Below are 20,437 nucleotides of genomic sequence, written 5' to 3'. Positions count from 1 at the left end.
CGCGCTGGCCAGCCTCGCACGGTTCCTTCAGCTGTCAGCGAGCCGGGCCCGTTCGGCGTCGACGTCGTAGCTCGCCAGCGGCCACTTCGGGTCGAGGTCCTGCAGGTGTTCGATGAGCAGGTTGGTGATCGCCCAGTTGCGGTACCACTTGCGGTCCGACGGCACGACGAACCAGGGCGCGGAGTCGTTGGCGCACTTCTCCAGCGCGGCCGCGTACGCCTCCTGGTAGTCGTCCCAGTACGCGCGCTCGTCGACGTCGGCGGGGTTGTACTTCCAGTACTTGGTCGGGTCGTCGAGCCGGGCCGCGAGCCGTGCCTGCTGCTCCTCCTTGGAGACGTGCAGGAAGCACTTGATGATCGTGGTGCCCTTGTCCGCGAGCTGCTGCTCGAAGCGGTTGATCGTCGCGTATCGGCGCGACCAGGTCGCCCGCGGCACCAGGTCGTGCACGCGAACGATCAGTACGTCCTCGTAGTGCGACCGGTCGAACGCGCCGATGTAGCCCTCGGGCGGCAGCTCCTTGCGGATCCGCCAGAGGAAGTCGTGCTTGCGCTCCTCCGCGGTCGGTGCCTTGAACGCCTTGATGTGCAGACCTTGCGGGTCGCACAGGCCGGCGACGTGGCGGAGAACGCCGCCCTTGCCGGAGGTGTCCATGCCCTGCAGAACGAGCAGGACCCGGCGCGAGCCGCCCGTGCGGCCCTCCGCGTACAGCTTCTCCTGCAGCTCCCCCAGGGTCGGCGCCAGGGTGGCCAACGCCTTCTGCCCTTCGACCTTGTTCCCCTTGAAGCCGGGGGTCGCGTCGGTCGGGATGGAGGCGAGGTCGACCGGTCCCTGCGGGAGGCGGAGCCGGTCGGTGATGCGCTTGGCCATGGGGTGTTCCGTTCGTCGTCGTACCGCGAATAGGGGCCAATTTACGCCACGGATGCGTGTCGTTCGCTGTCTCGTCACTTTCCGTCGTTCGTGTCTGATGGGATCGGGGTCATGCGACTGGTGATCCCGCCCGAGCCCGAGGTGGAGCTCGACGACGACGCGCTGGCCAGGCTCTACGCGTTGCCGTCCGGTCGCCGCTGGGTCCGGGCGATGATGATCGCCACCGTCGACGGCGCGGCGCACGGGCCGGACGGCCGGTCCGGCTCGATCTCCGGCCCCGCCGACCGGCGGATGATGGGCCTGCTCCGCGCGCTCTCCGACGTGGTTCTGGTGGGTGCGGAGACGGTCCGAGCGGAGGGGTACGGGCCGATGCGCGTACGGCCGGAGTACGCGGCTCTTCGTGCCGCGGTCGGGCTCGCCGAGCCGCCCCGGCTCGCGATCGTGACCAGGTCGCTCGACCTGCCGGACAAGCCGCTGGCGGACGGGCGGACGATCGTGTTGGCGCCCCGTTCCGCGCCACTCGACGCCCTTTCGAAGCTCGCGTCTCGGGTGGACGTCGTGACCACCGGCGCCGAACGGGTCGACCTGACCGAGGCGCTCGACGTCCTCGCCTCGCGTGGCCTGCGGCATATCCAGTGCGAGGGCGGACCCCGCCTGCTCGCCGGCCTGGTCGGCGCCGGCCTGGTCGACGAGCTGAGCCTGACGGTCTCCCCCAAGCTGCTGGCAGGCGACGCGCCCCGGGTCATGAACGGCTCGCAGCCGGGCCTGACCGAGCTGGTGCTTGCCAGCCTCACTGAGGAGGACGGCTTCCTCTTCTACCGCTGGCTGCGCGGCTAGGACCTGTTGGTGAGTCGGGGGTGCCGCTTTACCCGGCGAGTGGGTGCTCTACGCGGGGTGTATCCCACGTAGAGCGGCAAATGATCATGTAAACAGGCTCTTCTTAGCCAAGGGTGGTGGTGGGGCTGGTAGCAGACCTGTCGGCGTGTCTCCTCGTGAGGGGGGTCCTGTGCCGGTCAGTCTCGGTTGGTTGCGAATCAGCCGGGGCTGGAAGGAGCACAGGACCCGTGGATGACGTTACTGGGTGGACGGCCGCGTTGGGCCTTGAGGGGTTCGAGGTGACTCGGGCGGTGGAACTGCTCGGGGAGTGGAACCTGCTGATTCAGACCACGGCCGGGTCGCAGGCGTGTCGGGAGGCGTGTCGGGGGTGTGGGGCGGTCGCGTCGCCGCATGGTCGGCGGCCGGTGGTGGTGCGGGATCTGCCGATTGCGGGTAAGCCGGTGCTGCTGGTGTGGCATAAGCGGTTGTGGCGATGCCGCGAACCTCGTTGCCTGCAAGGAAGAACGACCACGGCGACGGCCACGGCCACGACGACGACGACGACCACGGCGACGGCGGTGACGTGGTCTGAGACGAGTGAGCTGATTCGGCCGCGGCGGTGTATGACCGAGCGGGCGGTGGCCGAGGCGGTGCGCCGGGTCGGTCAGGACCAGTCCGCGGTGGCGACGGTGGCCGCGGAGTTCGGTGTGTCGTGGGGCACGGTCAACACCGCCGTCGTGGCCGCCGCGAAGGCGCTGCGCCGGCCACCGGAGGCGCGTGCGGTGACCGCGGTCGGCGTCGATGAGCACGTGTTCGGGGCCCGTGGGCCGGTGCAGTGGATGCGGTTCTGCACCACCATCGTCGACGTCGGCCGCGGGAAGCTGCTCGATGTGCTGCCGGGCCGCACCGGCCGGATCGTGTCCGACTGGTTCGCCCACCGGGACCCGGCCTGGCGGGCCGGTATCCAGGCCGCGGTGTGTGATCCGCTGCGCTCCTACCGGTCCGGGCTACGGACCGGGCTGCCGCAGGCCAGCGTGGTGCTCGACGCCTTCCACCTGGTCAAACTCGGCACCGACACGACCGAACTGGTCCGCCGCCGGGTCCAGTTCGACCAACTCGGCCGCCGCGGCCGCAAGGGCGACCCCCTGCACGACACACTGCGGCTGCTGCGCAGCAAACCCGAGGCCTTCACCCCCGACGGACACCGCGCCACCCGACTGCGCACCGTCCTACTCGACCACGACCCCACCGGCCAGGTCGGCGCCACCTGGGAGATCGCCCACCGCCTCCGCCACCTCTACCAACGCGTCGACACCACGGCGAGGCAGCGTTTCCCCAACAAAACAAGGGTCACCGCACGCCTTGACCGGCTCATCGCCGACGCCCGCTACTACGCCCACCACGACGACATCCCCGAACTAGCGACCCTGGCGAACACCCTCACCGAGTGGCGCGACCCCATCCTCGCCCGAGCCGACCACCCCTACGCCAGCAACGGCCCCACCGAAGGCACCAACACCATCATCAAGAAGATCAAACGCATCGGCTTCGGCTTCCGCAGCTTCACCAACTACCGCGCCCGCATCCTCCTCGCCTGCGCCGACATAGACTGGCCACCCAAACCCGCAGCCACCCACATCAGACACCGCACACCACGCTTGGCTGCGTAGAGCCTGTAAACATGATCATTTGCCGCCGCTGGGGAGCCACCGAAGAGCCATCCAGGAGCACCCGGGGCAGCCTGCGCTAGCTCTGGTGGAGCTCGCACGTGCAGGCGGTCCAGCCTTCGGGCAGCGGGTCGAGGTCGTCGTCACGGCCTTCCTCGATGCGGGAGACCTGGGCGATGGGGCGTCCCTTCCCATTGACGCGGAACTGGCCGCCGCCGGCGGGCCAGCCCTGCGGCCAACCTTCGGGCGAGTCCTCCCAGGCCTCCTGCCGGCCGTAGACGGTCCGGTCCAGCAGCGCGTACGACGGATCCATCGCCTCATCACCACGGGCAGTCGTCCACCACGTCTCGAACACCCGGTCACCGTCACGCAGATAGGCCGCGAGGATGCCGAAATGCGGGACCAACTTCGCCACCGACTCCGGCGGCACCGAGTACCACGGCGCCGGGTAGCCCATGAAGGCGCGGTACCGCGACGCCTCCTCGTACGGGCCCTCGCAGAAGACCGCGTAGCTCACGTCGCGCGAGTGCAGGTAGTTCAGCTCGGTCACGTTCGAGGTGTTGAACGTGCAGCCCTCGCACTGCTCCGAGGCGGGTCGGCCGGGGTGCCACATGTGGTAGTAGGTGACCAGCTGAGAGCGGCCCTCGAAGACGTCGATCAACGGGACCGTGCCGTTCGCTCCGACCAACGGCGTCGAAGCGTCGACCTCCACCATCGGCATCCGACGCCGAGCCGCGGCGATGGCGTCACCTTCGCGGGTGTGGGCTTTCTCCCGTACCTGAAGGCGATCGAGCTCCGCCTGGAACGTGGCGCGGTCCACGATCGGCGGCTTGGGCGCTTCGCTCGGGTGGTTCGTCATCTGCGGCAACCTTCTCTCGTTCTCGGGTTCTCACCCTCGCTACGAACGCCTCGGGTCCGATCCGACACCACCCACGAAACATCTCGGCGCGGATTCCCTAGTAGACGACGCGGTACCAGAGGTTGGTGGCGTGGTCGACGGTGCTGCGCGTCACGTGCTCGAGGCGCACCGTACGTCCGCCCGGCTGGTCGAACAGCCGCACGCCGTCGCCGAGCAGGACCGGCAGAACGAGGGTGAGGATCTCGTCGAGCACGCCGGTCTCGATGCACTGCTTGGCCACGTTCGCGCCGAGCACGTTGACGTACCGGTCCCCCGCCGCCTCCTTCGCGGCCGCCACCGCGGACGGCAGATCGCCGACGTACGTGACGCCGGGCTTGGGCGTCGCGGGCGGGTTGTGGGTCAGCACGAACTCCGGCCCTTGGTAGGCGCCGCTGAAAGCGCCCTCCTTCTCCGGGTCGCCGGCGTTCGGGTTGTCCCCGCGCGCAGTGCCCGCCCCCGCGAGGATCGCGCCGATCTGCGGAACGAGGTCGTCCATCAACGGGTTCGGACCGTCGAACTCGCCGAGCCAGGACATGTCGCCGCCAGGGCCGGTGATGTAGCCGTCGAGCGACATCGCGGCCGAGTACAGCAGCTTCGCCATGAGTCTCCTTCGGTCAGTGGTCGCCCGTACTGACGACTCCCCCGCGGAAACTCATCGGTCAGGTCTTCAGCCCCAGCACCTCGCCGAGGTCGAAGCGCACCGGCTCCTCCAGCTGGTCGTACGTGCACGACTCCGGCGTACGGTCCTCGCGCCAGCGCACCCACTGCGCGGTGTGCCGGAACCGCACGCCCTCCATGTGGTCGTACCGGACCTCGACGACGCGCTCCGGCCGCAGCGGGACGAACGAGAGGTCCTTGCCGTTGTTCCAACGGCTGTACTCGTTCTTCCGCGGCGTCCGCGCGCCCTCCTCCTGCTTCGCCCAGTTCCACGGGTGGTCGTCGAACGTCGTGACGAGGTCCTGCATCTCGACGAACAGCTCCTTGCGGCGCTCCAGCGGGAACGCGCCGATCACGCCCACGCTCGCGAGCTCACCTGAGTCGTTGTAGAGACCCAACAGCAGCGACCCGATCCGGTCCTCGCCGCTCTTGTGCACGCGGTACCCGGCGACGACGCAGTCCGCGGTGCGCTCGTGCTTGATCTTGAACATCACGCGCTTGTCGGGTTCGTACAGGCAGTCCAGCGGCTTGGCGATCACGCCGTCGAGCCCAGCGCCCTCGAACTGCCGGAACCAACGATCGGCGACGTCCCGGTCCGTCGTGGTGGGCGTGAGGTGGATCGGTGGCTTGGCGTTCGCGAGCGCCTCCTCGAGCTTGGCGCGGCGCTCGGCGAACGGGCGTTCGGTGAGGTCCTCGTCGCCCAGCGCCAGCAGGTCGAACGCGACGAATCGCGCCGGCGTCTGCTCGGAGAGCAGCTTCACGCGGCTCGCGGCCGGGTGGATGCGCTGCTGCAGCGCGTCGAAGTCCAGCCGCTGACCGCTCGCGTCGTCCACGACGATCTCGCCGTCGATCACGGCACGGTCGGGGAAGTTCGCGAGGACGGCCTCGACGACCTCGGGGAAGTACCGCGTCATCGGCTTCTCGTTCCGGCTGCCGACCTCGACCTCGTCACCGTCCCGGAAGATGATCGACCGGAACCCGTCCCACTTCGGCTCGAAACTGTGCTCGCCTTGGGGAATCTGCTTGATCGGCTTCGCCAGCATCGGTGACACCGGCGGCATGACGGGAAGCTGCATGCGCCCCATCATGGCTCATCCCGCCACGTCATTCGGAGAGCGCCGCCACGGTCTCCGCGCTGAAGTAGTCGCGCAGGCTCACGATCTCGCCGTCGCGGATCCGGAACACCTGGATGTACGGCAGCCGCAGCGGCGTCCCCGCCGCCTCGCCGCACAGGTCGAACTCGACCACGATCACCTCGGGGTCACCAGTCTCGTGCAGCGCGCGGACGTCGTAGCTCGTCAGCACTCGGCCCGCGCGAACCGGCGCCTCGACGGCCGCGACCGACCACGCGCGGATGGCGTCGCGGCCCTCCAGCCGCTTCGGCATCCCGGCGGGCGCGAACGGGAACTCCCAGACCCCGTCGGCGGCGAACAGGTCGGCCTGGCCGTTCATGTCGCGGGCGAGCACGCGCCGGTGCTGCTGGTCGAACACCTCACGCGGTGTGAGCGCGGCCATCGGACACCTCCAGTAGAATTCGGAGTGAAGACTCCAGATCGACGTTACGGAGTGACTACTCCGTTTGTCAACGGACAGGGAGGCGACGAGCCCGTGCCGCCGGACCGACCGCTGCGTGCCGACGCCCAGCGCAACCGCGCGAAGGTGCTGGAGGCGGCCGAGACGGTGTTCGAGGCGCAGGGAACGGGCGCGTCGACCGAGGAGATCGCGCGGACGGCGGGTCTCGGCATCGGCACGGTGTTCCGGCACTTCCCGACCAAGGAGTCGCTGCTGGAGGCGGTGTTCCTGCAGCGCATCGACCGGCTCGCCACCGAGGCGGAGGCGGCGGTCACCGCGGAGAACGCCGGCCGGGCGTTCTTCGCGTTCTTCACCCGGGTCGTCGACGAGGCGGCCACGAAGAACGCGATCGTCGATGCGCTGACCCAGGCGGGCGTGAACGTCCAGGTCGCGACGTCACCGGCCGGTGACCGGCTGCGTACGGCGCTGGCCACCCTGCTGCGGCGGGCGCAGCAGGTCCACGCGGTCCGTTCCGACGTCCGCGTCGCCGAGCTCTACCCGCTGCTGATCGGGGCCTCACGGGCTGCCGAACACGCCGGTTGGGACCGCGAAGTGAAGGCGAGAACGTTGGAAATCGTTTTCGATGGACTTCGTTGGCAGGGTCCACGGTGATTCTTGGGTATCGGTAAGGACAAGGCAGTACGCTCTGGCTTCCCAACGGCCGGTTGGCGCGGGACGATGAGCGCCACTGCACGGATGCACGGAGGAGGTGCACCATGTACGAAGTCGTACTCCTCATCGAGAAGCCCATATCCCAGGTCGATGGTCACCAGATCGCGGAGCTGTACTCGGTGGCCAACGAGACCGCACATGTGCACGTGATCATCCCGGTCGAGGACGCCTCGGCACGGGTGGAGTCGGCACTCGGCTCGATCGCGGCGAGTGAGGTGCTCGCCACGTCGGCGCTGAACTTCCCCGATGTCGACCTCGCCCAGATCCAACGGGAGATCGTCGAACGCAGCAAGGCAGCCTTGACGAAGAGCGTCGACGTGCTGGCCGCCCATGGCTGCGACGCGAGCGGGCACGTGACGTCGAAGGACCCGGTCGAGGCCCTCTTCGAGACGGTCCGAGAACGCAGCGCCGCGGAGGTCGTCATCCTCACGCGGCCCCACGTGGTAGCGGAGTTCTTCCACCTGGACTGGACTTCGAAGGCCCGCCGCAAGCTCGGCGTACCCTGCCTGCACCTGATCGAGCACAGGGATCCGGAGGCGGCGGAAAAGGTCGCGAACGGCGACCCGGCCTGACTCCGCGGTCGAGCACCGGCAGCGAGCCCCGTCGGCTCGCTGCCGGATGGCCTCGCGCCGCGGCTGTTCTCACTCGCCCGCGGCTACGTGCTTGGGGCTTCGTCGAGCTCGGCGAGGCGCTGGGTGAGGAAGGCGCGGTCGGCGGCGTTGCCGGCGAGCTCCAGGGCGCGGGTGTAGGCGGCCCGGGCCGCGTCGGCGTCGCCGAGGCGGCGGAGCAGGTCGGCGCGGGTGGCGGGGAGCAGGTGGTAGGCGCCGAGGCGTTCGTCCAGGCCGTCCAGCAACGCCAGTGCGGGCTCGGGGCCTGACGTCTCCGCTACCGCGACCGCGCGGTTCAGTCGCACCACCGGGGAGCCGGTCAGCGCCTCGAGTTCCTCGTACAGCATGGCGATCGCCCGCCAGTCGGTCGCCGAAGCCGTCGCCGCCGACGTGTGCTCGGCGGCGATCGCAGCCTGCAGCAGGTACGGCGAGACGGCCCCGTGCGCCGCCGCCCGGCGCAGCCATGCGACGCCCTCGGCGATCTCCGTACGGTGCCAGTGCGACCGGTCCTGGTCCGCCAGCAACACCAGCCGACCCGCCGAGTCCGTCCGCGCGTCCCGGCGCGAATGCTGCAGCAACGTCAACGCCAGCAGTGCCATCGGCTCCGGCGAGGACGGCAGCAACGACACCACGACGCGCAGCAGCCGGATCGCCTCGTCGCACAGGTTCCGCCGTACCGGTTGCGGACCCGACGAGGCCGAGTGCCCCTCGGTGAACACGAGGTACAGCACCGCCAGCACGCCGCCGAGCCGTGGCGGCAGTTCGGCGTCGGAGGGCACGCGGTACGGGATGCCGGCCGCCGCGATCTTCTTCTTCGCCCGGGTGATCCGCGCCGCCATAGTCGGCTCGGAGACGAGGAACGCACGCGCGATCTCCGGCGTCGTCAGTCCCGCCACCATCCGCAGCGTCAGCGCGATCCGGGACTCCAACGCCAACGCCGGGTGGCAGCACGTGAACAGCATGCGGAGCCGCTCGTCCGGGATCGTCGACGGATCCTCTTCGACCTCGATGTCCAACAGGTCAACGGGATTCTCGGCGACCACCGCGTCCACCGCGTCGACGGTGAGCAGCGGAAGCTTCCGCAGCAGCGTCTGCTCGCGGCGCATCAGGTCGACCGCCCGCCGCTTCGCCGCCGTGTGCAGCCACGCCTCCGGGCGGTCCGGTACGCCGTCCTCGGCCCAGTGCCGCACCGCCCGTTCGAACGCGTCCGCCAACGCCTCCTCGGCGACATCGAGGCTGCGCAGCTGCCGGACGAGCAGCGCGAGCAGGCGCCCCCAGTGTTCGAGGAACGCCTGCTCGACCGCCGCCGCGGACCCGATGCTCACCCGCCAGTCGGCCTGATCTCGAGCGTCAGTCCCGGACTGTCCGGCACCTTCTTGGCGATGTCCATCGCCTCGTCCAGGTCGGCGCAGTCCACCAGGTAGAAGCCGCCGATCTGCTCCTTGGTGTCGGCGTACGGCCCGTCGGTGATCTGCCCGTTGCCCCGCCGCATCGTGGTCGCGCTGTCAGTCCCCCGCAGGCCCGTCCCGTAGACCAACTTGCCGTCGGCGCGCAGCAGCGCGCCGTACTCGTGGTGCCGCTGCGTGATCGCCCGCAGCTCCTCCTTGGGCAGGGCTTCCTCGCCCGCCTCGTCTCCGTACAGCAGGATCAGGAACTCCACGGCGTACCTCCAGGTCCGTGCGACGCGCCTATCGTGTCACCAGCGATGACGATCGAGTCGGCGCGAATCGACAAACCGCTAGCTGGAGGCGCTCGCGTAGTTCCTCAACCCGAGCCGCCACAGGGCGCGGACGAGCAGCACGGCCACCACCGAGAGCGCCACGCCACCGGCGACCGGGAGCCAGCCGAGCTCTCCCAGAATCGCCTGCGCCGGGAACGTCGACGCGAAGCCGACCGGGAACGCGAACGTGAAGAACGCCCGCACCCCGGCCGGGAAGAACGCCAGCGGGTACCGCCCCGACTCCAGCAGCTCGATGAAGATGTTGCCGATCGGGTTCACCGACTGCAGCCAGAACGCGAGGTACGACATCGCCGACCACACGCACGAGAGCAGCACCAGCCCGCAGCCCGCGAGCACGACCGTCTGCAGGATCTCCCCCGCGTTCGGACTCGCACCGGAGTAGACCAACCCGAACACGAGCACCGCCAGGCCCAGCACGACGTCGCCGAGCTCAGCGACGTTGATCCACCGCAGCGTCAGGTAGAACTGGCTCGACACCGGACGGACGAGCACGATGTCGAGCTCGCCCTGGGTGAGGTAGGTCGTCATCCGGTGCAGGTTCGGCGCGACGAACGCCGCGATCAGGCCGGTCACGATCTGGAAGATCCCGACGAGCACGATCACGTTCGCCTGCGACCAGCCGCGGACGTCGGAGGTGAAGCCGAACAGCAGCAGGATCGGGACGATCCCCAGCCCGAGTTGGACGATGGAGACGACCAGGGTGCTGACGAAGTGCGCCCGGAACTGCGTCTCGCGGACGACGGCCTGGGCGAAGAACCGGCGCCACAGCTTCAGGTGACGCCACTGTTTGGCCAACCAGTTGCGATCCATCACGCCCCCACCGCCGAGTACGACTTGAGCCCACTCGTCCAGACGAGCCGGGCGAACAGGCCGAGGACGACCACGTAGCCGAGCTGAACGGCCAACCCCACAAGCAGATCCGAGCTCGACAGGTTGCCGGCGACGATCTCGACCGGGAACGAGACGGTGAACCGGAACGGCTGGAAGTCGACGAAGCCGCGCGACCAGTCCGGCATCAACGCGAGCGGCACGACCGCACCGGACAGCACGTTCGCGATGGTCGTGCGGGCCTGCGCGAGCGCGGTCACGTCGTCCATCCAGAACGCGAGCGAGCCGATCAGGATGTCGATCGTGAACACCAGCATCGCGCCGAGTGCGACGCTGACCGCGAAGAGCAGCCATCTGCCGACCCCCGCGGGGATGTTCATCGAGTCGCGGAAGATCCACCAGAGCACGCCGATCATCGGCACGAGCGCGACGGTCTTGAGGATCTTCTCGGTGACGTTGTTCGCGACGAACCCGACCAGCAACGATGCCGGCCGCACCATCCAGCTGGACAGCTTGCCGAGCCGGATGTCGTTGGCGAGGAAGCCTGTCAGCCACGACGACGTCGCCATCGTGACGAAGCTCAGCAGCACGAAGTAGGTCGTGATGTAGCGCTCGTCGATGGGGAGCTTCGCGCCGTTGGCGATCACCGTTCGCCAGATCAGCAACGAGATGATCGGCACCGTGATGTTGGCGGCCATGAACAGCAGCCAGGCGCCGCGGTAGACCATCGCCTGGGAGAGGTCGGCCGACGTCATCCTCTTCAGGACACGGACGTTGCGCATGAGGGTGTTCATCGCTTCCCCTCCCGCAGGAAGAGGTCGCGCATGATCTCCTCGATGTCCGCGTCGGCGACGTCGAGGTCGACGAGTGGGCCGAGTCTGCTGAGTCGCTCCAGCAGCTCGCCCGTCTGGTCCCGTTCGACCTCGAGCTTGACGACGCGGCTGTCGCCCTCGATCTCGGTCAGCCCTTCGAGGGTCGCGAGCGTGGCCCCGTCGATGGGTTCCGCGTACGTCGCCCGGACGAGCTTGCGCGGCCTGGCCGTACGAACGAGCTCCTCCAGCCCGCCGTCGTACTGCAGCCGCCCGTGGTCGATGATCATCACCCGCGAGCAGAGCGCCTCGATGTCGTCCATGTCGTGGCTGGTGACGAGGATCGTGGTGCCGCGGACCTTGTTCACCTCGCCGAGGAACTCGCGCACGCGGGCCTTCGCGACCACGTCAAGGCCGATCGTCGGCTCGTCCAGGAACAGGATCTCCGGGCCGTGCACGAGCGCTGCCATCAGCTCGAGCTTCATGCGCTCACCGAGAGAGGTCTTGCGTACTTGGACGTTCAGCAGGTCCTTGACGTCGAGCAGCTCCGCGAGCTCGTCGACGTTCCGCTCGAACTCCTTGGTCGAAAGGCCGTACATGTCCTTGTGCAGAAGGAGACTCTCCATCGCCGGCACGTCCCACCACAGCATCGTCTTCTGGCCCATGACGAGCGCGATGCGGCGGAGGTAGTCGTGCTTGCGATCGCTCGGCTTGAAGCCGAGCACCTGCAACTCACCGGAGGTGATGTAGAGCAGGCCCGAGAGCATCTTCAGTGTGGTGGTCTTGCCGGCGCCGTTCGGGCCGAGCAGGCCGACGACCTCGCCGCGCTCGATCCCGAACGTGATCTGGTCGACGGCCAGCCTGGTCTCGTACTTGCGCTTGACCAGGCTCTTGAGCGCGCCGGCGAGGCCGGCGGTCTGTTGGTGGAACGTGTAGGTCTTGGTGAGATCGTGCGCAGAGATCACGTGATCTGTCGTCACAGTGAGAACCGCTTTCGAAGTCGGTTGTACTTCGGACCGGGCAGCTATCACCGCCTAAGCGGGAAGCGGGGAGCCCCTTCTGACGTTCGACACGCAGGACGGCCGGAGGCCCTCGCGGCACTCTCCGGCTGAGGTTGACCTGAAATCAACCGTGTCCGTTATGACGAATGACAGTCATCTCCCTTTGTGGTCCTTCCGACGTGCGGCTGCCGGGTCCACCGTAGACAAGTCCGGAAAACGGTGTCCAGTACGTTTCGCCGCGATCGCCGCTCCCCCGGCGGCGGCGGCCGCGGTGAGCAGGAAGGCGGCGCGGAACTGTCCGTCTGTCGGGTCGGGCCCGAGGACGATGGTCAGGACGGCGATGGTGAGGGCGCCGGCGAGGTACTGCGAGGTGGTCAGCAGGGCGCCGGCCGTGCCCTGGTGCTCGGTCGGGACGTCGTGGGTGCCGAGGGTGAACATCGACGTGTAGATCGCGCCGTGGCCGAAGCCGCTGAGCAGCAGGCCGGGGAGCAGGTGGCGCGCGTAGTCGTCGCCTGGGAGTGTCAGGACGAGCGAGCCCAGGCCGATCGCGGCGACGACGAAGCCGCCGAGCAGGACGTGCCTGGGTTGGTGCCTCCTAATCAGCCGTCCGGCGGTGGTGCTCCCGACCGTGACGAGTGCTGCCAGCGGGAGGAAGGCGAGGCCGGCCTCGAGTGGGCCGTAGCCCTTGCCGTCCTGGAGCAGGAGCGTGAGCAGGTAGAACTCCGAGCCGACGCTGGCCATGTAGAGGGCGGTCGCCGCTGCGCCGGTGCGGAGGCTCGGGATGCGGCGGAGCGCGTTGGCGATGAGGACGTTCCGGCCGCGGCGTTCGGTGGCGACGAACGCGGCGAGGAGCACTCCCCCGAGCGCGACAGCGCCGATCGCGATCGACCATCGCTGGTCCGCCGCGAGCGTGAGGCCGAGTGCGACCGCGAGGACCGCGCCGGTGCCCAGCCCGGCCGCCCGGACGGGGATGCGCTCGGCGTTGTTCCGTTCGGCGTGGGGCAGGCTCAGGGCGGCGAGCGCGCAGAGCAGCGTCAGCGGCACGTTGATCATGAACGTCAGCCGCCAGGAGATCGCGGTCAGGACGCCGCCGAGGATCGCGCCAGCGGCCAGCCCGGCGGCGCCGACCGAGCCCCAGACCGCGACCGCGCGCGCCCTTCGGCCCGGCGCGTACGTCGTCCCGATCAGCCCGAGAACGGCCGGCTGCAGCAGCGCGGCGCCGAGTCCCTGGACGGCGCGGGCGGCGAGCAGCAGCGCCCCGTCCTGGGCGAAGCCGCCCGCCGCGCTGGCGGCGCCGAACAGGATCAGCGCTCCGACATACATGCGCTGCGGTCCGAGGCGGTCGGTGAGCCGGCCGCCGACGACGAGGAAGCCCGCGAACAGCACCGCGTACGCGCTCACCACCCACTGTGCGAGCGCGGGCTCGAGGCCGAGCTCGGCGGCGATGCTCGGGAGTGCGATGTAGGTGATCGAGTAGTCGAGCGCGATGAGGAACTGGGCGACGGAGACGAGGAGCAGGATCACACGGTCGATCGTCGAACGTTCACACTTGTGTCAAGGCAAGATGGAACCATGCTGATCGGTGAGCTGGCCGCGCGAACCGGGGTGCCGACGCGGTTGTTGCGGTACTACGAGGAGCAGGGGCTGCTGGAACCGTCTCGGTTGCCGAACGGATACCGCTCCTACGACGACGGGCTGATCGAGCGCGTCACGCAGATCCGGGGTCTGATCGACGCCGGGGTGCCGACCAGGATCATCCGCGAGATCCTGCCGTGCCTGGACGACCCGACGACGTTCCACGTCTTCGACTCCTCGCCCGAGCTGGTCGCGAGCCTGCGGGAGTACCACGACCAGCTCGACGCCCGCGTGCGCTGCCTCGCCCGCAACCGCGACGCCCTCGCCACCTACCTCGCCGCCGTCCACCCCCACTAGCCGCGCCCGCGCGTGATCATGTCCGTGATCATGAAGGCAAACCCGGCGTATACGACCAGTCCGGCTTCACGATCACGTACATGATCACGGGCCTGGCGGCCGAGCTGGAGATTCGGTGGCTCTGAACTCCGGACGTACCGAGCGTCGCGCAAGGGGTGGTGGGCGGGCAGGCCCGCGCGACGCTCGGTACGTCGATCACCGGATCAGGGCCGTTCTACGTAGCTTCCGGCCCTGCCGGAGTCTCGGGTGCCGTCGGGGCTGGGATGTGCCAGGTTCTGCGCCTGAACGTGTTCGCTCAGCATGCCGAAGGCCGTGTTCGCCATCTGCGCGGCCGGCAGGTTGCCGGACCCCCAGAAGACACCCGCGCCCAAGATGTTGCCGCCCTTGGCGCCCGTCATGACCGCTGACTGTTCGGCGAACACCTCCTGAGGAGACTTCGTCTGCAGCGGCGTACCCGGCGGAGGCGCCGGCACGTACGACGGCCCGGCCTCCAGGAACGGCCCCTCGAAGCCCTGGACGAGTCCGCCTTGCAGCAGGCTGTCCCACGCTCCGCTGAGCTTCTTGGCTTCGTTGAGCAGCAGCGCTCCTTGGCTGTCCGGAGCCCAGTCGCCCTGGCCCTCCAACTGCGCGATGAGCTCCTCGAGCTGCCCTGGCAGCAGCTTCGTCAGGTTCTGCCGCACCAGCGCGAAGTAGAACTGGCTGACCAGCCCGTGCCGCACCTGGTAGGAGCGTTCCTCCTCGCCGCGGAGCAGTCCGTCGAAGCGGCGTGCGAAGCGCTCGAAGTCCGCTGCCGAGATCTGCTCGCTGCCCGCGCGCCCACCCCAGCCACGAAGGATCTCGCCTGTGTTCACCGGCGGCTCTGGCCCCGGCGGGACGGCGCAGAACTGAGGCTTGCACTTGACCTCGATGACTTCCCCTCGCTGCGTGTACACGCCCCGGTCGCTGCCACTGCCGTTGTTGCTCTGGTACCCGGTCGGGTCGGTGTTGGTGGCGGGGTTGTTGAGGACGTACGTGTAGCGGTTGTGGTTCTGCCCAGCCATCGGGTCGGTCACGTACGGGTCAGGGGTGAGGAACCGTCGTCCCTCGGCGTCGTAGATCCGTCCGTTCATGTCGATGAACGCGTGCTCGTCCTCGTGTTCGAGCCCGGAGAACCCGAGGCGTACCGCGCCGTGGCGTTGCCGGCCAAGGGGGACACCGACGCGGTCGGTCCGGCGGCCGAACGGGTCGTAGTAGAGCTCGGCGAGGAAGTCCTCCCCGGTGCCCACCCGTCGCCCGGCAGCGTTGGTCACCACGGTCGTGGTGCCCTGGTTGTCGGTGTGGACGTACCACGGCTTGGTGGCGATGAGCGGACCACCGGCGGCGGCCTGGACCAGGTTGACCTGTGCGACCGCTCGACCGTTGGCGACGACGGTGTGCAGGTTGTGGATCTCGCTGTTGCCAGTACCGGCGGGCTTCCGGGTCTGGAAGATCCCTCCGATCGAGATGACGTCCTGGCCGGGATCCTGCTTGCGAACCCGGACGCCGTCTGCGTCGTAGGTGTAGGTGGTGGTGAGCTGCGGGTCGCCCCAGACGATCGACTTCGGCAGGCCGGCCTGGTTGTACTTCATCGTGCGGCGCGGGCCGGTGAGCTGCCGACCGGCAGCGTCGTAGGTGTACCGGTCGGAGTTGCGCGCGGTGAGGGCGTGCTTGGGCGCACCGTTCTCGCCGTACTTGTAGGTGACGGTGCTGTCGGGACGGCCGGCGGTGGCCTCCCTGGTGAGGTTGCCGGACTTGTCGTAGGTGTAGGTGGTGGTGGGCACCGCGCCGAACGCCTCCCAGGTCACGAGCCGGTTCAGGCTGTCGTAGCCGAACGTCTCGTTGCGGGACATGCGATCGTCGCGCTTGGTCAGATTGCGGTTGGCGTCGTGCTGGTACGTGGTGTGCTGGAAGCGCGTCTCGGCGTCGACGATGCTGCTGGTCAGCAGCCCGGTGCTGTCGCTGTAGGTGCGCGTCTCCGTGCCACGTCCGTTGTTGAACGTCGACACACCGAGCGCGCCGTCGGCGGTGCGGCTCACGCCCTGCCAGTACACGGTGCCGTCGGCGGGGTTCCGCACGGTGTGGAGGTAACCGGCGGCGTTGTAGGTGTTCTCGACGCGGAACCGGTCTGCGACGCCGGGGATCCTCGGGTAGGTGATGCTGGACTGCCGACCAAGGGTGTCGTAGCCGTAGCCAAGCTCGTACGCGGTGCCGGCAACAGTCCAGGTCGACGTCGCGGGCCGCCCGAGAGTGTCGTAGCCGTACCGGGTGAGGACGCCACCGGCGCTGCGTGCCTGGGCCGGTTGGCCGAGTCCGTTGGCCGCGGTGTCGTACGTGCGAGTCTCGGTGCCGTCCGGTGAGGCGATGCTGGTCGGCCGGCCGAGCAGGTCGTGGGTGAGCCGAGTGGTCTCACCCACAGCGGTGGTCTCGCTGGCGATCTCGCCGAACGGGTCGTACGTGGTGGTCGTGGTCCCCGACGCCGGGTCCACGTGGCGGATCTTCCGGCCCAGCCTGTCGTAGGTCATCGTCTGGGCCGTGCCGTCGGGCGCGCCAGCACGGACGATCTCGCCGAACGGGCCGTACGCGAAGGAGGTCGTGAGCCAGCCGGTGGAGGCCGGATCGTCCTCGAGCCTGCTCGCGACGTCGTCGTCCACGGTCGCCTTGGTCTGGCTCTTGATGCCTCGGGCGTCGGTGGTGGTCGTGGTGAGCTTGTCGTAGCCGTGCCGGACGGTCGCACCGTCGGGTTCGACGCGGCTGAGCAGCCGACGACGGTTGTCATAGGTGTACGTGGTCTTCAACGTGGACACCCCCGAGGTCGACGGCCGGGTACGCGAGGCCACCTCGCCCAGGGCGTTGTAGGTGTACTTGACCCGGGACAGTGCCCCGTCGAACGCCGACGTCAACTGCGTGTCCAGCCGGCCGAACCGGTCGGTCTCGGTCGTGGTCTTCCCGCCACCGGACGCGGCCACCGTCGTGATGAACATGCCGCGGTCGAACACGTGGGTGGTGCGTTCGAAGCTGCCGTCGGCGCGGTTGACCTCGCGCTCCCGGCCGAACCCGTCGTAGCGCATCGTCGCCTGCACACCGTTCGGGTCGGTCGTGCTCAGTGGCACGCCGAGGCCCGAGTGGTGGGTGGTCCTGGTGACGTGACCGACGGCATTGGTTGTCGACGTCGCGAGCAGCTTGTCGGCGTCATACCCGAACCGGGTCGTCCTGGCAGCGCCAGTCGCGCCCCGCACCGACACCGACGTGACCTGACCTCGGTCGCCGTACACCGTGGTGTTACGCAGCAGCAGGTCGTCGTGGTCCGGCTCGGCAACGGTCTCGGTACGCCGGCCGGCCGCGTCGTAGGCGTGGGTCTCGGTGCGGTCGACGCAGGTGCCGCCGCCGGGCAGGCAGCCACGGGTCACCACCTTCGTCGGCAGCCCGAGCAGCCAGGAGGCGGTGTCGTTGCGGTAGGTGGTCGTCGCGGTGGTGCGCCGTCCACCGTTCGCCTCGCTCGCGGTGCTGGTCAGGTTCCCGAAGTCGTCGTAGGCGTTGGTCGTCGTGCGGATCGCGTACGGTTCGAAGGCCGTACCGCCAACCGGCCGCTCCGCTTCCGCCTCGCCCGTCTTGGTCAGCTCGACGGTGTACGAGCCACCGTTGACCCGCCTCGCCGCGTAGGTGTTGCTGACCACGCTCCGGTACGCCGGCGCCCCTGGCGTCGGCACGGTGGTCGTGACGAGTTTCGCCAAGCGGGCAAAGGGATAGACCTCGGGCCTGAGGCCGCCGATCCGGGTGAGGTTGTCGTATTCGGCGACGGTCACTCCGCCGGTGACCCGATCGGTCACCGTGTGGGTGGCGAACCCGAGCCAGCCACCGCCGCGAACGTCGTTGCGGGCCGCCGTGTAGGTGTGGTCGAACACGGACCAGCGTTGGGTGGCCTCGGGATTGGTCTCCCGGTGCTGCTTCACGACGGCTCCGCCCCGGGTCACACAGATCAGCGGGTACGTGCAGGTGCCGGGCACGTGCGTGCTCCGGTCGGCCAACGTGGTGTAGTCGATCTCGACCCGCTTTCCCGCTGACACCCCCGCGGAGACCATCAGGTCGGGCCGGCCGCCGGTCCGCCGGTGTACGACGATCCGGTTGTTGTCGTTCGCGACGAGGTCGAGGACGTCGTCGCCGTCGATGTCGAGCGGCTGGACGTTGAAGAAGTCCGTGCCGGTCCCGTTGCCGGTCGGCTCGCCGACGTTGTGCCGCAGCGGCTCGCGGACGAAGGTGGTGCCGTTCCACCTCCACAGGTGCGCGCCGACCGAGCCGTCGTCCGGGGCACCGGGCCCGGCACTGTGGAACACCAGCACGTCCACGGCTCCGTCTCCGGTGGCGTCGACCACGCGGACGCTGTTCTCCACGTCCGGGTCGGGATCGCGGTAGTTCGCCGCGCGCTCGGACCGGCGGTCGAAACCGTTGCCGCTGTTGAGCTGCGCGGCCAGTCCGTCGTACGGGTAGATGACGTCGTCGACGCCGTCGCCGTTGAGGTCACCGACGTGTCCGGCCACTCCGGCGTTGGGACGCACCTGTTCCAACTGCCCGTCCGCGTCCAGGCCGAGAGTCTCGGTACGTTCCAGGTCCGGGTTGTAGCCGAACAACTCGACCCGTCCGTCGCCGTCGATGTCGACCGCGTTGGTGCCCAGGTTGGAGAATCTGAGCCGGTCCGTCCGAACAGCAGGCCGCCACCGCGACACGCCCGTCTGTCCGGTGTTGAGCCGGTAGTACCAGGCCCCGCGGCCGCCGTCACTTTGCGGATTGGTGAAGGTGGCCGAGATGTAGTCGGGCATGCCGTTGCCGTCGAGGTCGGCGAAGTAGGCCTCGTCGGGCTTGTCGTCGGCGCGCCCCTGATCGACATCGATGGACTCGACGAGCTTCAGCCCGTCGGAGGCGTAGAGCCGCAGTTCGCGACGCGACGGTTCACCCGGCGCGGCGGTCTCCACCTCGAGGAGAACGTCCAGCAAGCCGTCGCGGTTGACGTCGGTGGTCTGGATCCCCTCGGGGTCGTCCGGCAGGGTGCGGGGCAGCCCCGCGGGGACCGGGGCGCCGAAGCCAGTCCCGGTGCTGTACCGGATCTTCCAGTTGAGCCCGCTGTCGGCGTAGAGCAGGTCGTCACGGCCGTCACCGTTGACGTCGCCCGTGATCACCCGGCCGCGGACGTCGGTGATGCTGGTCGACCGTACGTCGAAGTCGTAGCTGCCCAGGGACCACTCGAAGGTCTGCGGCAACTTGCAGACGTTCTCGCGGTCGCACTCTTCGATCTCGCTCAACAGGCTGCGACCGGTCACCGAGTCGGAGGTCGTCGGCTCGTAGCCCAGGTTGTACGTGCGCAGCATCTCCTGCTGACCGCCCTCGGGACCGGCCCACATCTGGACGCTGCTCAGCCGCCGCTGGAACCAGGTGTGCACACCGGACTCGTACGTCTCTGCGCGGTCCGGGCGACTCTCGTAGCCGAAGCGCACCGAGCGATTAGGCCCGTAGTCGATCCTGGACGGTCCGGCCTCCACCGGCCACCGGGCTGCCTCGCCGTTCTCCAGCCGGGTGTACTGCACCGTGACGGCGTTGCCGCTGCGGTCCTCCACCCGGTTGAGCATCCAGCCGGCCGTCACCCGTTGCTCGGACACCGGCTCGAGTCCCGTCGAGCCGAGACCCCGCAGCTGGAACGCCGCGACCCGCGCGTTGTTGGTCGCGTCCTCCTGTCCGAGAGTGAGGATCCGGCCGCTCTTCTCCCATACCTTGAAATGGTCGGGAACGCCGTCCTGCATGCCGAACGCGACGATCCGCGAGTGGGTCTCACGTTCGGTGCGGTACTCCCGCTCGGCGCCACTCTGGGCGCCGACCGGCAGCAGCCGGTTCCCGTCCAGGCAGAACGCGTCCGCGGTGGTGTACTGCACGGACTCGGCATGGCCGTCCTGGGATGGTGTCCGCGCACAGCGAGCGATCTGGGCCAGTCCGTCCAGCCGCCACCCGACGCCAACAGGCCCGTTGCCGCCCCTGTTGTCGTAGCGCAACGCCAGTTTGGGCTGGAGACCGCCGCGGCCTTCGGGCACCCACAGCGGCACGTCGTACAGCGCAGAACCATCCGGGCTCACCGAGAACGATCCCGGCGCCCAACCGATCAGCGGAGCGCTCCTGACCAAGCCCCCTGGGGGCACCGCTGCCGCCGCGACGCTTGTGCCGCTTCCCCACGAGCCCGTGGCGTTCGACGAAGCCGAACTCGCGAACAGTCCGGGCAGGGCACACGCCAGTGCCACCGCGACGGCGACCAGGCGCCGGAGACTCCGGCGTCGATCCCATGGTTGTTCTCTGTGCCTGCCGTTCATTTCC

17 protein-coding genes and 1 pseudogene are annotated in these 20,437 nt (G+C 69.0%); 6 read left to right on the top strand and 12 right to left on the bottom strand.

Going from position 1 to position 20,437, the window contains the following annotated elements:
- Positions 1–27 precede the first annotated feature (27 nt).
- Positions 28–867, bottom strand: a complete 840-nt coding sequence (locus JOD67_RS22130; RefSeq protein ID WP_205119614.1) for a polyphosphate kinase 2 family protein — start codon at positions 865–867, stop codon at positions 28–30.
- 111 nt (positions 868–978) lie between these two features.
- Here JOD67_RS22130 and JOD67_RS22125 point away from each other — a divergent pair, with 111 nt between their 5' ends.
- The 3 genes and pseudogenes from JOD67_RS22125 (at position 979) to JOD67_RS22120 (ending at position 3,353) form a co-directional block, all read left to right on the top strand.
- The gene (locus JOD67_RS22125) at positions 979–1,704 is read left to right on the top strand and encodes a pyrimidine reductase family protein (RefSeq protein WP_205119613.1); all 726 of its coding nucleotides are present in this window, start codon (positions 979–981) and stop codon (positions 1,702–1,704) included.
- 113 nt (positions 1,705–1,817) lie between these two features.
- Positions 1,818–2,135 (top strand): annotated as a pseudogene (locus tag JOD67_RS42000) (hypothetical protein); the annotation flags it as partial.
- Positions 2,136–2,261: 126 nt separating this feature from the next.
- Positions 2,262–3,353: an ISL3 family transposase gene (locus JOD67_RS22120; protein ID WP_307782728.1), complete on the top strand. Its 1,092-nt coding sequence runs from the start codon at positions 2,262–2,264 to the stop codon at positions 3,351–3,353.
- A gap of 76 nt (positions 3,354–3,429) precedes the next feature.
- Here JOD67_RS22120 and JOD67_RS22115 read toward each other — a convergent pair whose 3' ends face one another.
- The 4 genes from JOD67_RS22115 to JOD67_RS22100 form a co-directional block, all read right to left on the bottom strand.
- Positions 3,430–4,209, bottom strand: coding sequence for a DUF899 family protein (locus tag JOD67_RS22115; RefSeq protein ID WP_205119612.1), 780 nt, complete (start codon positions 4,207–4,209; stop codon positions 3,430–3,432).
- A 97-nt stretch (positions 4,210–4,306) separates the two neighbouring features.
- The gene (locus JOD67_RS22110) at positions 4,307–4,849 is read right to left on the bottom strand and encodes a dihydrofolate reductase family protein (protein WP_205119611.1); all 543 of its coding nucleotides are present in this window, start codon (positions 4,847–4,849) and stop codon (positions 4,307–4,309) included.
- 58 nt (positions 4,850–4,907) lie between these two features.
- Positions 4,908–5,981 carry an ATP-dependent DNA ligase gene (locus JOD67_RS22105; protein WP_205119610.1) on the bottom strand — a complete coding sequence of 358 codons (1,074 nt, stop codon included), beginning with the start codon at positions 5,979–5,981 and terminating at the stop codon, positions 4,908–4,910.
- Between the two features lie 28 nt (positions 5,982–6,009).
- Complete coding sequence (locus JOD67_RS22100; RefSeq protein ID WP_205119609.1) at positions 6,010–6,420, bottom strand: nuclear transport factor 2 family protein; 411 nt, start codon at positions 6,418–6,420, stop codon at positions 6,010–6,012.
- Positions 6,421–6,471: 51 nt separating this feature from the next.
- Here JOD67_RS22100 and JOD67_RS22095 point away from each other — a divergent pair, with 51 nt between their 5' ends.
- Complete coding sequence (locus JOD67_RS22095) at positions 6,472–7,089, top strand: TetR/AcrR family transcriptional regulator (RefSeq protein WP_307782500.1); 618 nt, start codon at positions 6,472–6,474, stop codon at positions 7,087–7,089.
- 104 nt (positions 7,090–7,193) lie between these two features.
- Entirely contained in the window at positions 7,194–7,721 is a 528-nt protein-coding gene (locus JOD67_RS22090; protein WP_205119608.1) for a hypothetical protein, read from the top strand.
- Between the two features lie 83 nt (positions 7,722–7,804).
- Here the strand turns inward: JOD67_RS22090 and JOD67_RS22085 are convergent, their stop codons facing one another.
- The 6 genes from JOD67_RS22085 to JOD67_RS22060 all read right to left on the bottom strand — a co-directional run bounded on the left by JOD67_RS22085 (position 7,805) and on the right by JOD67_RS22060 (position 13,660).
- A complete protein-coding gene (locus tag JOD67_RS22085; RefSeq protein ID WP_205119607.1) occupies positions 7,805–9,082 on the bottom strand; it encodes an RNA polymerase sigma factor in 1,278 nt (425 codons plus the stop codon).
- Positions 9,079–9,417: a YciI family protein gene (locus JOD67_RS22080; protein WP_205119606.1), complete on the bottom strand. Its 339-nt coding sequence runs from the start codon at positions 9,415–9,417 to the stop codon at positions 9,079–9,081. The genes JOD67_RS22085 and JOD67_RS22080 overlap by 4 nt, the downstream gene beginning before the upstream one ends.
- A 78-nt stretch (positions 9,418–9,495) precedes the next feature.
- On the bottom strand, positions 9,496–10,308 hold the full coding sequence (locus tag JOD67_RS22075; RefSeq protein WP_205119605.1) for an ABC transporter permease: 813 nt from the start codon (positions 10,306–10,308) through the stop codon (positions 9,496–9,498).
- Positions 10,308–11,120 (bottom strand): ABC transporter permease, encoded by an 813-nt coding sequence (locus tag JOD67_RS22070; protein WP_205119604.1) that lies wholly within the window; start codon positions 11,118–11,120, stop codon positions 10,308–10,310. The genes JOD67_RS22075 and JOD67_RS22070 overlap by 1 nt, the downstream gene beginning before the upstream one ends.
- Positions 11,117–12,100 carry an ABC transporter ATP-binding protein gene (locus tag JOD67_RS22065; RefSeq protein WP_307782499.1) on the bottom strand — a complete coding sequence of 328 codons (984 nt, stop codon included), beginning with the start codon at positions 12,098–12,100 and terminating at the stop codon, positions 11,117–11,119. Before JOD67_RS22065 ends, JOD67_RS22070 begins: the two co-directional genes overlap by 4 nt.
- 189 nt (positions 12,101–12,289) lie before the next feature.
- The gene (locus tag JOD67_RS22060; protein ID WP_307782498.1) at positions 12,290–13,660 is read right to left on the bottom strand and encodes an MFS transporter; all 1,371 of its coding nucleotides are present in this window, start codon (positions 13,658–13,660) and stop codon (positions 12,290–12,292) included.
- A gap of 48 nt (positions 13,661–13,708) precedes the next feature.
- Between JOD67_RS22060 and JOD67_RS22055 the strand changes: the two genes are divergently transcribed.
- On the top strand, positions 13,709–14,068 hold the full coding sequence (locus JOD67_RS22055; protein WP_205119602.1) for a MerR family transcriptional regulator: 360 nt from the start codon (positions 13,709–13,711) through the stop codon (positions 14,066–14,068).
- A 203-nt stretch (positions 14,069–14,271) separates the two neighbouring features.
- On the opposite strand, the gene JOD67_RS22050 is transcribed toward JOD67_RS22055, so the two are convergent.
- The gene (locus tag JOD67_RS22050; protein ID WP_205119601.1) at positions 14,272–20,202 is read right to left on the bottom strand and encodes an FG-GAP-like repeat-containing protein; all 5,931 of its coding nucleotides are present in this window, start codon (positions 20,200–20,202) and stop codon (positions 14,272–14,274) included.
- Between the last annotated feature and the right edge of the window lie 235 nt (positions 20,203–20,437).

This window comes from Tenggerimyces flavus, from assembly GCF_016907715.1.
Taxonomy (GTDB): Bacteria; Actinomycetota; Actinomycetes; order Propionibacteriales; family Actinopolymorphaceae; genus Tenggerimyces; species Tenggerimyces flavus.
Note: the sequence above shows the minus strand (reverse complement) of the source record. Positions and strands in the feature narration are given on the sequence as shown.

Bases quoted from the DNA above. Each gene is read 5' to 3' on its own strand.
- JOD67_RS22130 (WP_205119614.1), bottom strand. From the start codon at position 867: ATGGCCAAGCGCATCACCGACCGGCTCCGCCTCCCGCAGGGACCGGTC.
- JOD67_RS22125 (WP_205119613.1), top strand. From the start codon at position 979: ATGCGACTGGTGATCCCGCCCGAGCCCGAGGTGGAGCTCGACGACGAC.
- JOD67_RS22115 (WP_205119612.1), bottom strand. From the start codon at position 4,209: ATGACGAACCACCCGAGCGAAGCGCCCAAGCCGCCGATCGTGGACCGC.
- JOD67_RS22110 (WP_205119611.1), bottom strand. From the start codon at position 4,849: ATGGCGAAGCTGCTGTACTCGGCCGCGATGTCGCTCGACGGCTACATC.
- JOD67_RS22105 (WP_205119610.1), bottom strand. From the start codon at position 5,981: ATGCAGCTTCCCGTCATGCCGCCGGTGTCACCGATGCTGGCGAAGCCG.
- JOD67_RS22100 (WP_205119609.1), bottom strand. From the start codon at position 6,420: ATGGCCGCGCTCACACCGCGTGAGGTGTTCGACCAGCAGCACCGGCGC.
- JOD67_RS22090 (WP_205119608.1), top strand. From the start codon at position 7,194: ATGTACGAAGTCGTACTCCTCATCGAGAAGCCCATATCCCAGGTCGAT.
- JOD67_RS22075 (WP_205119605.1), bottom strand. From the start codon at position 10,308: ATGGATCGCAACTGGTTGGCCAAACAGTGGCGTCACCTGAAGCTGTGG.
- JOD67_RS22070 (WP_205119604.1), bottom strand. From the start codon at position 11,120: ATGAACACCCTCATGCGCAACGTCCGTGTCCTGAAGAGGATGACGTCG.
- JOD67_RS22055 (WP_205119602.1), top strand. From the start codon at position 13,709: ATGCTGATCGGTGAGCTGGCCGCGCGAACCGGGGTGCCGACGCGGTTG.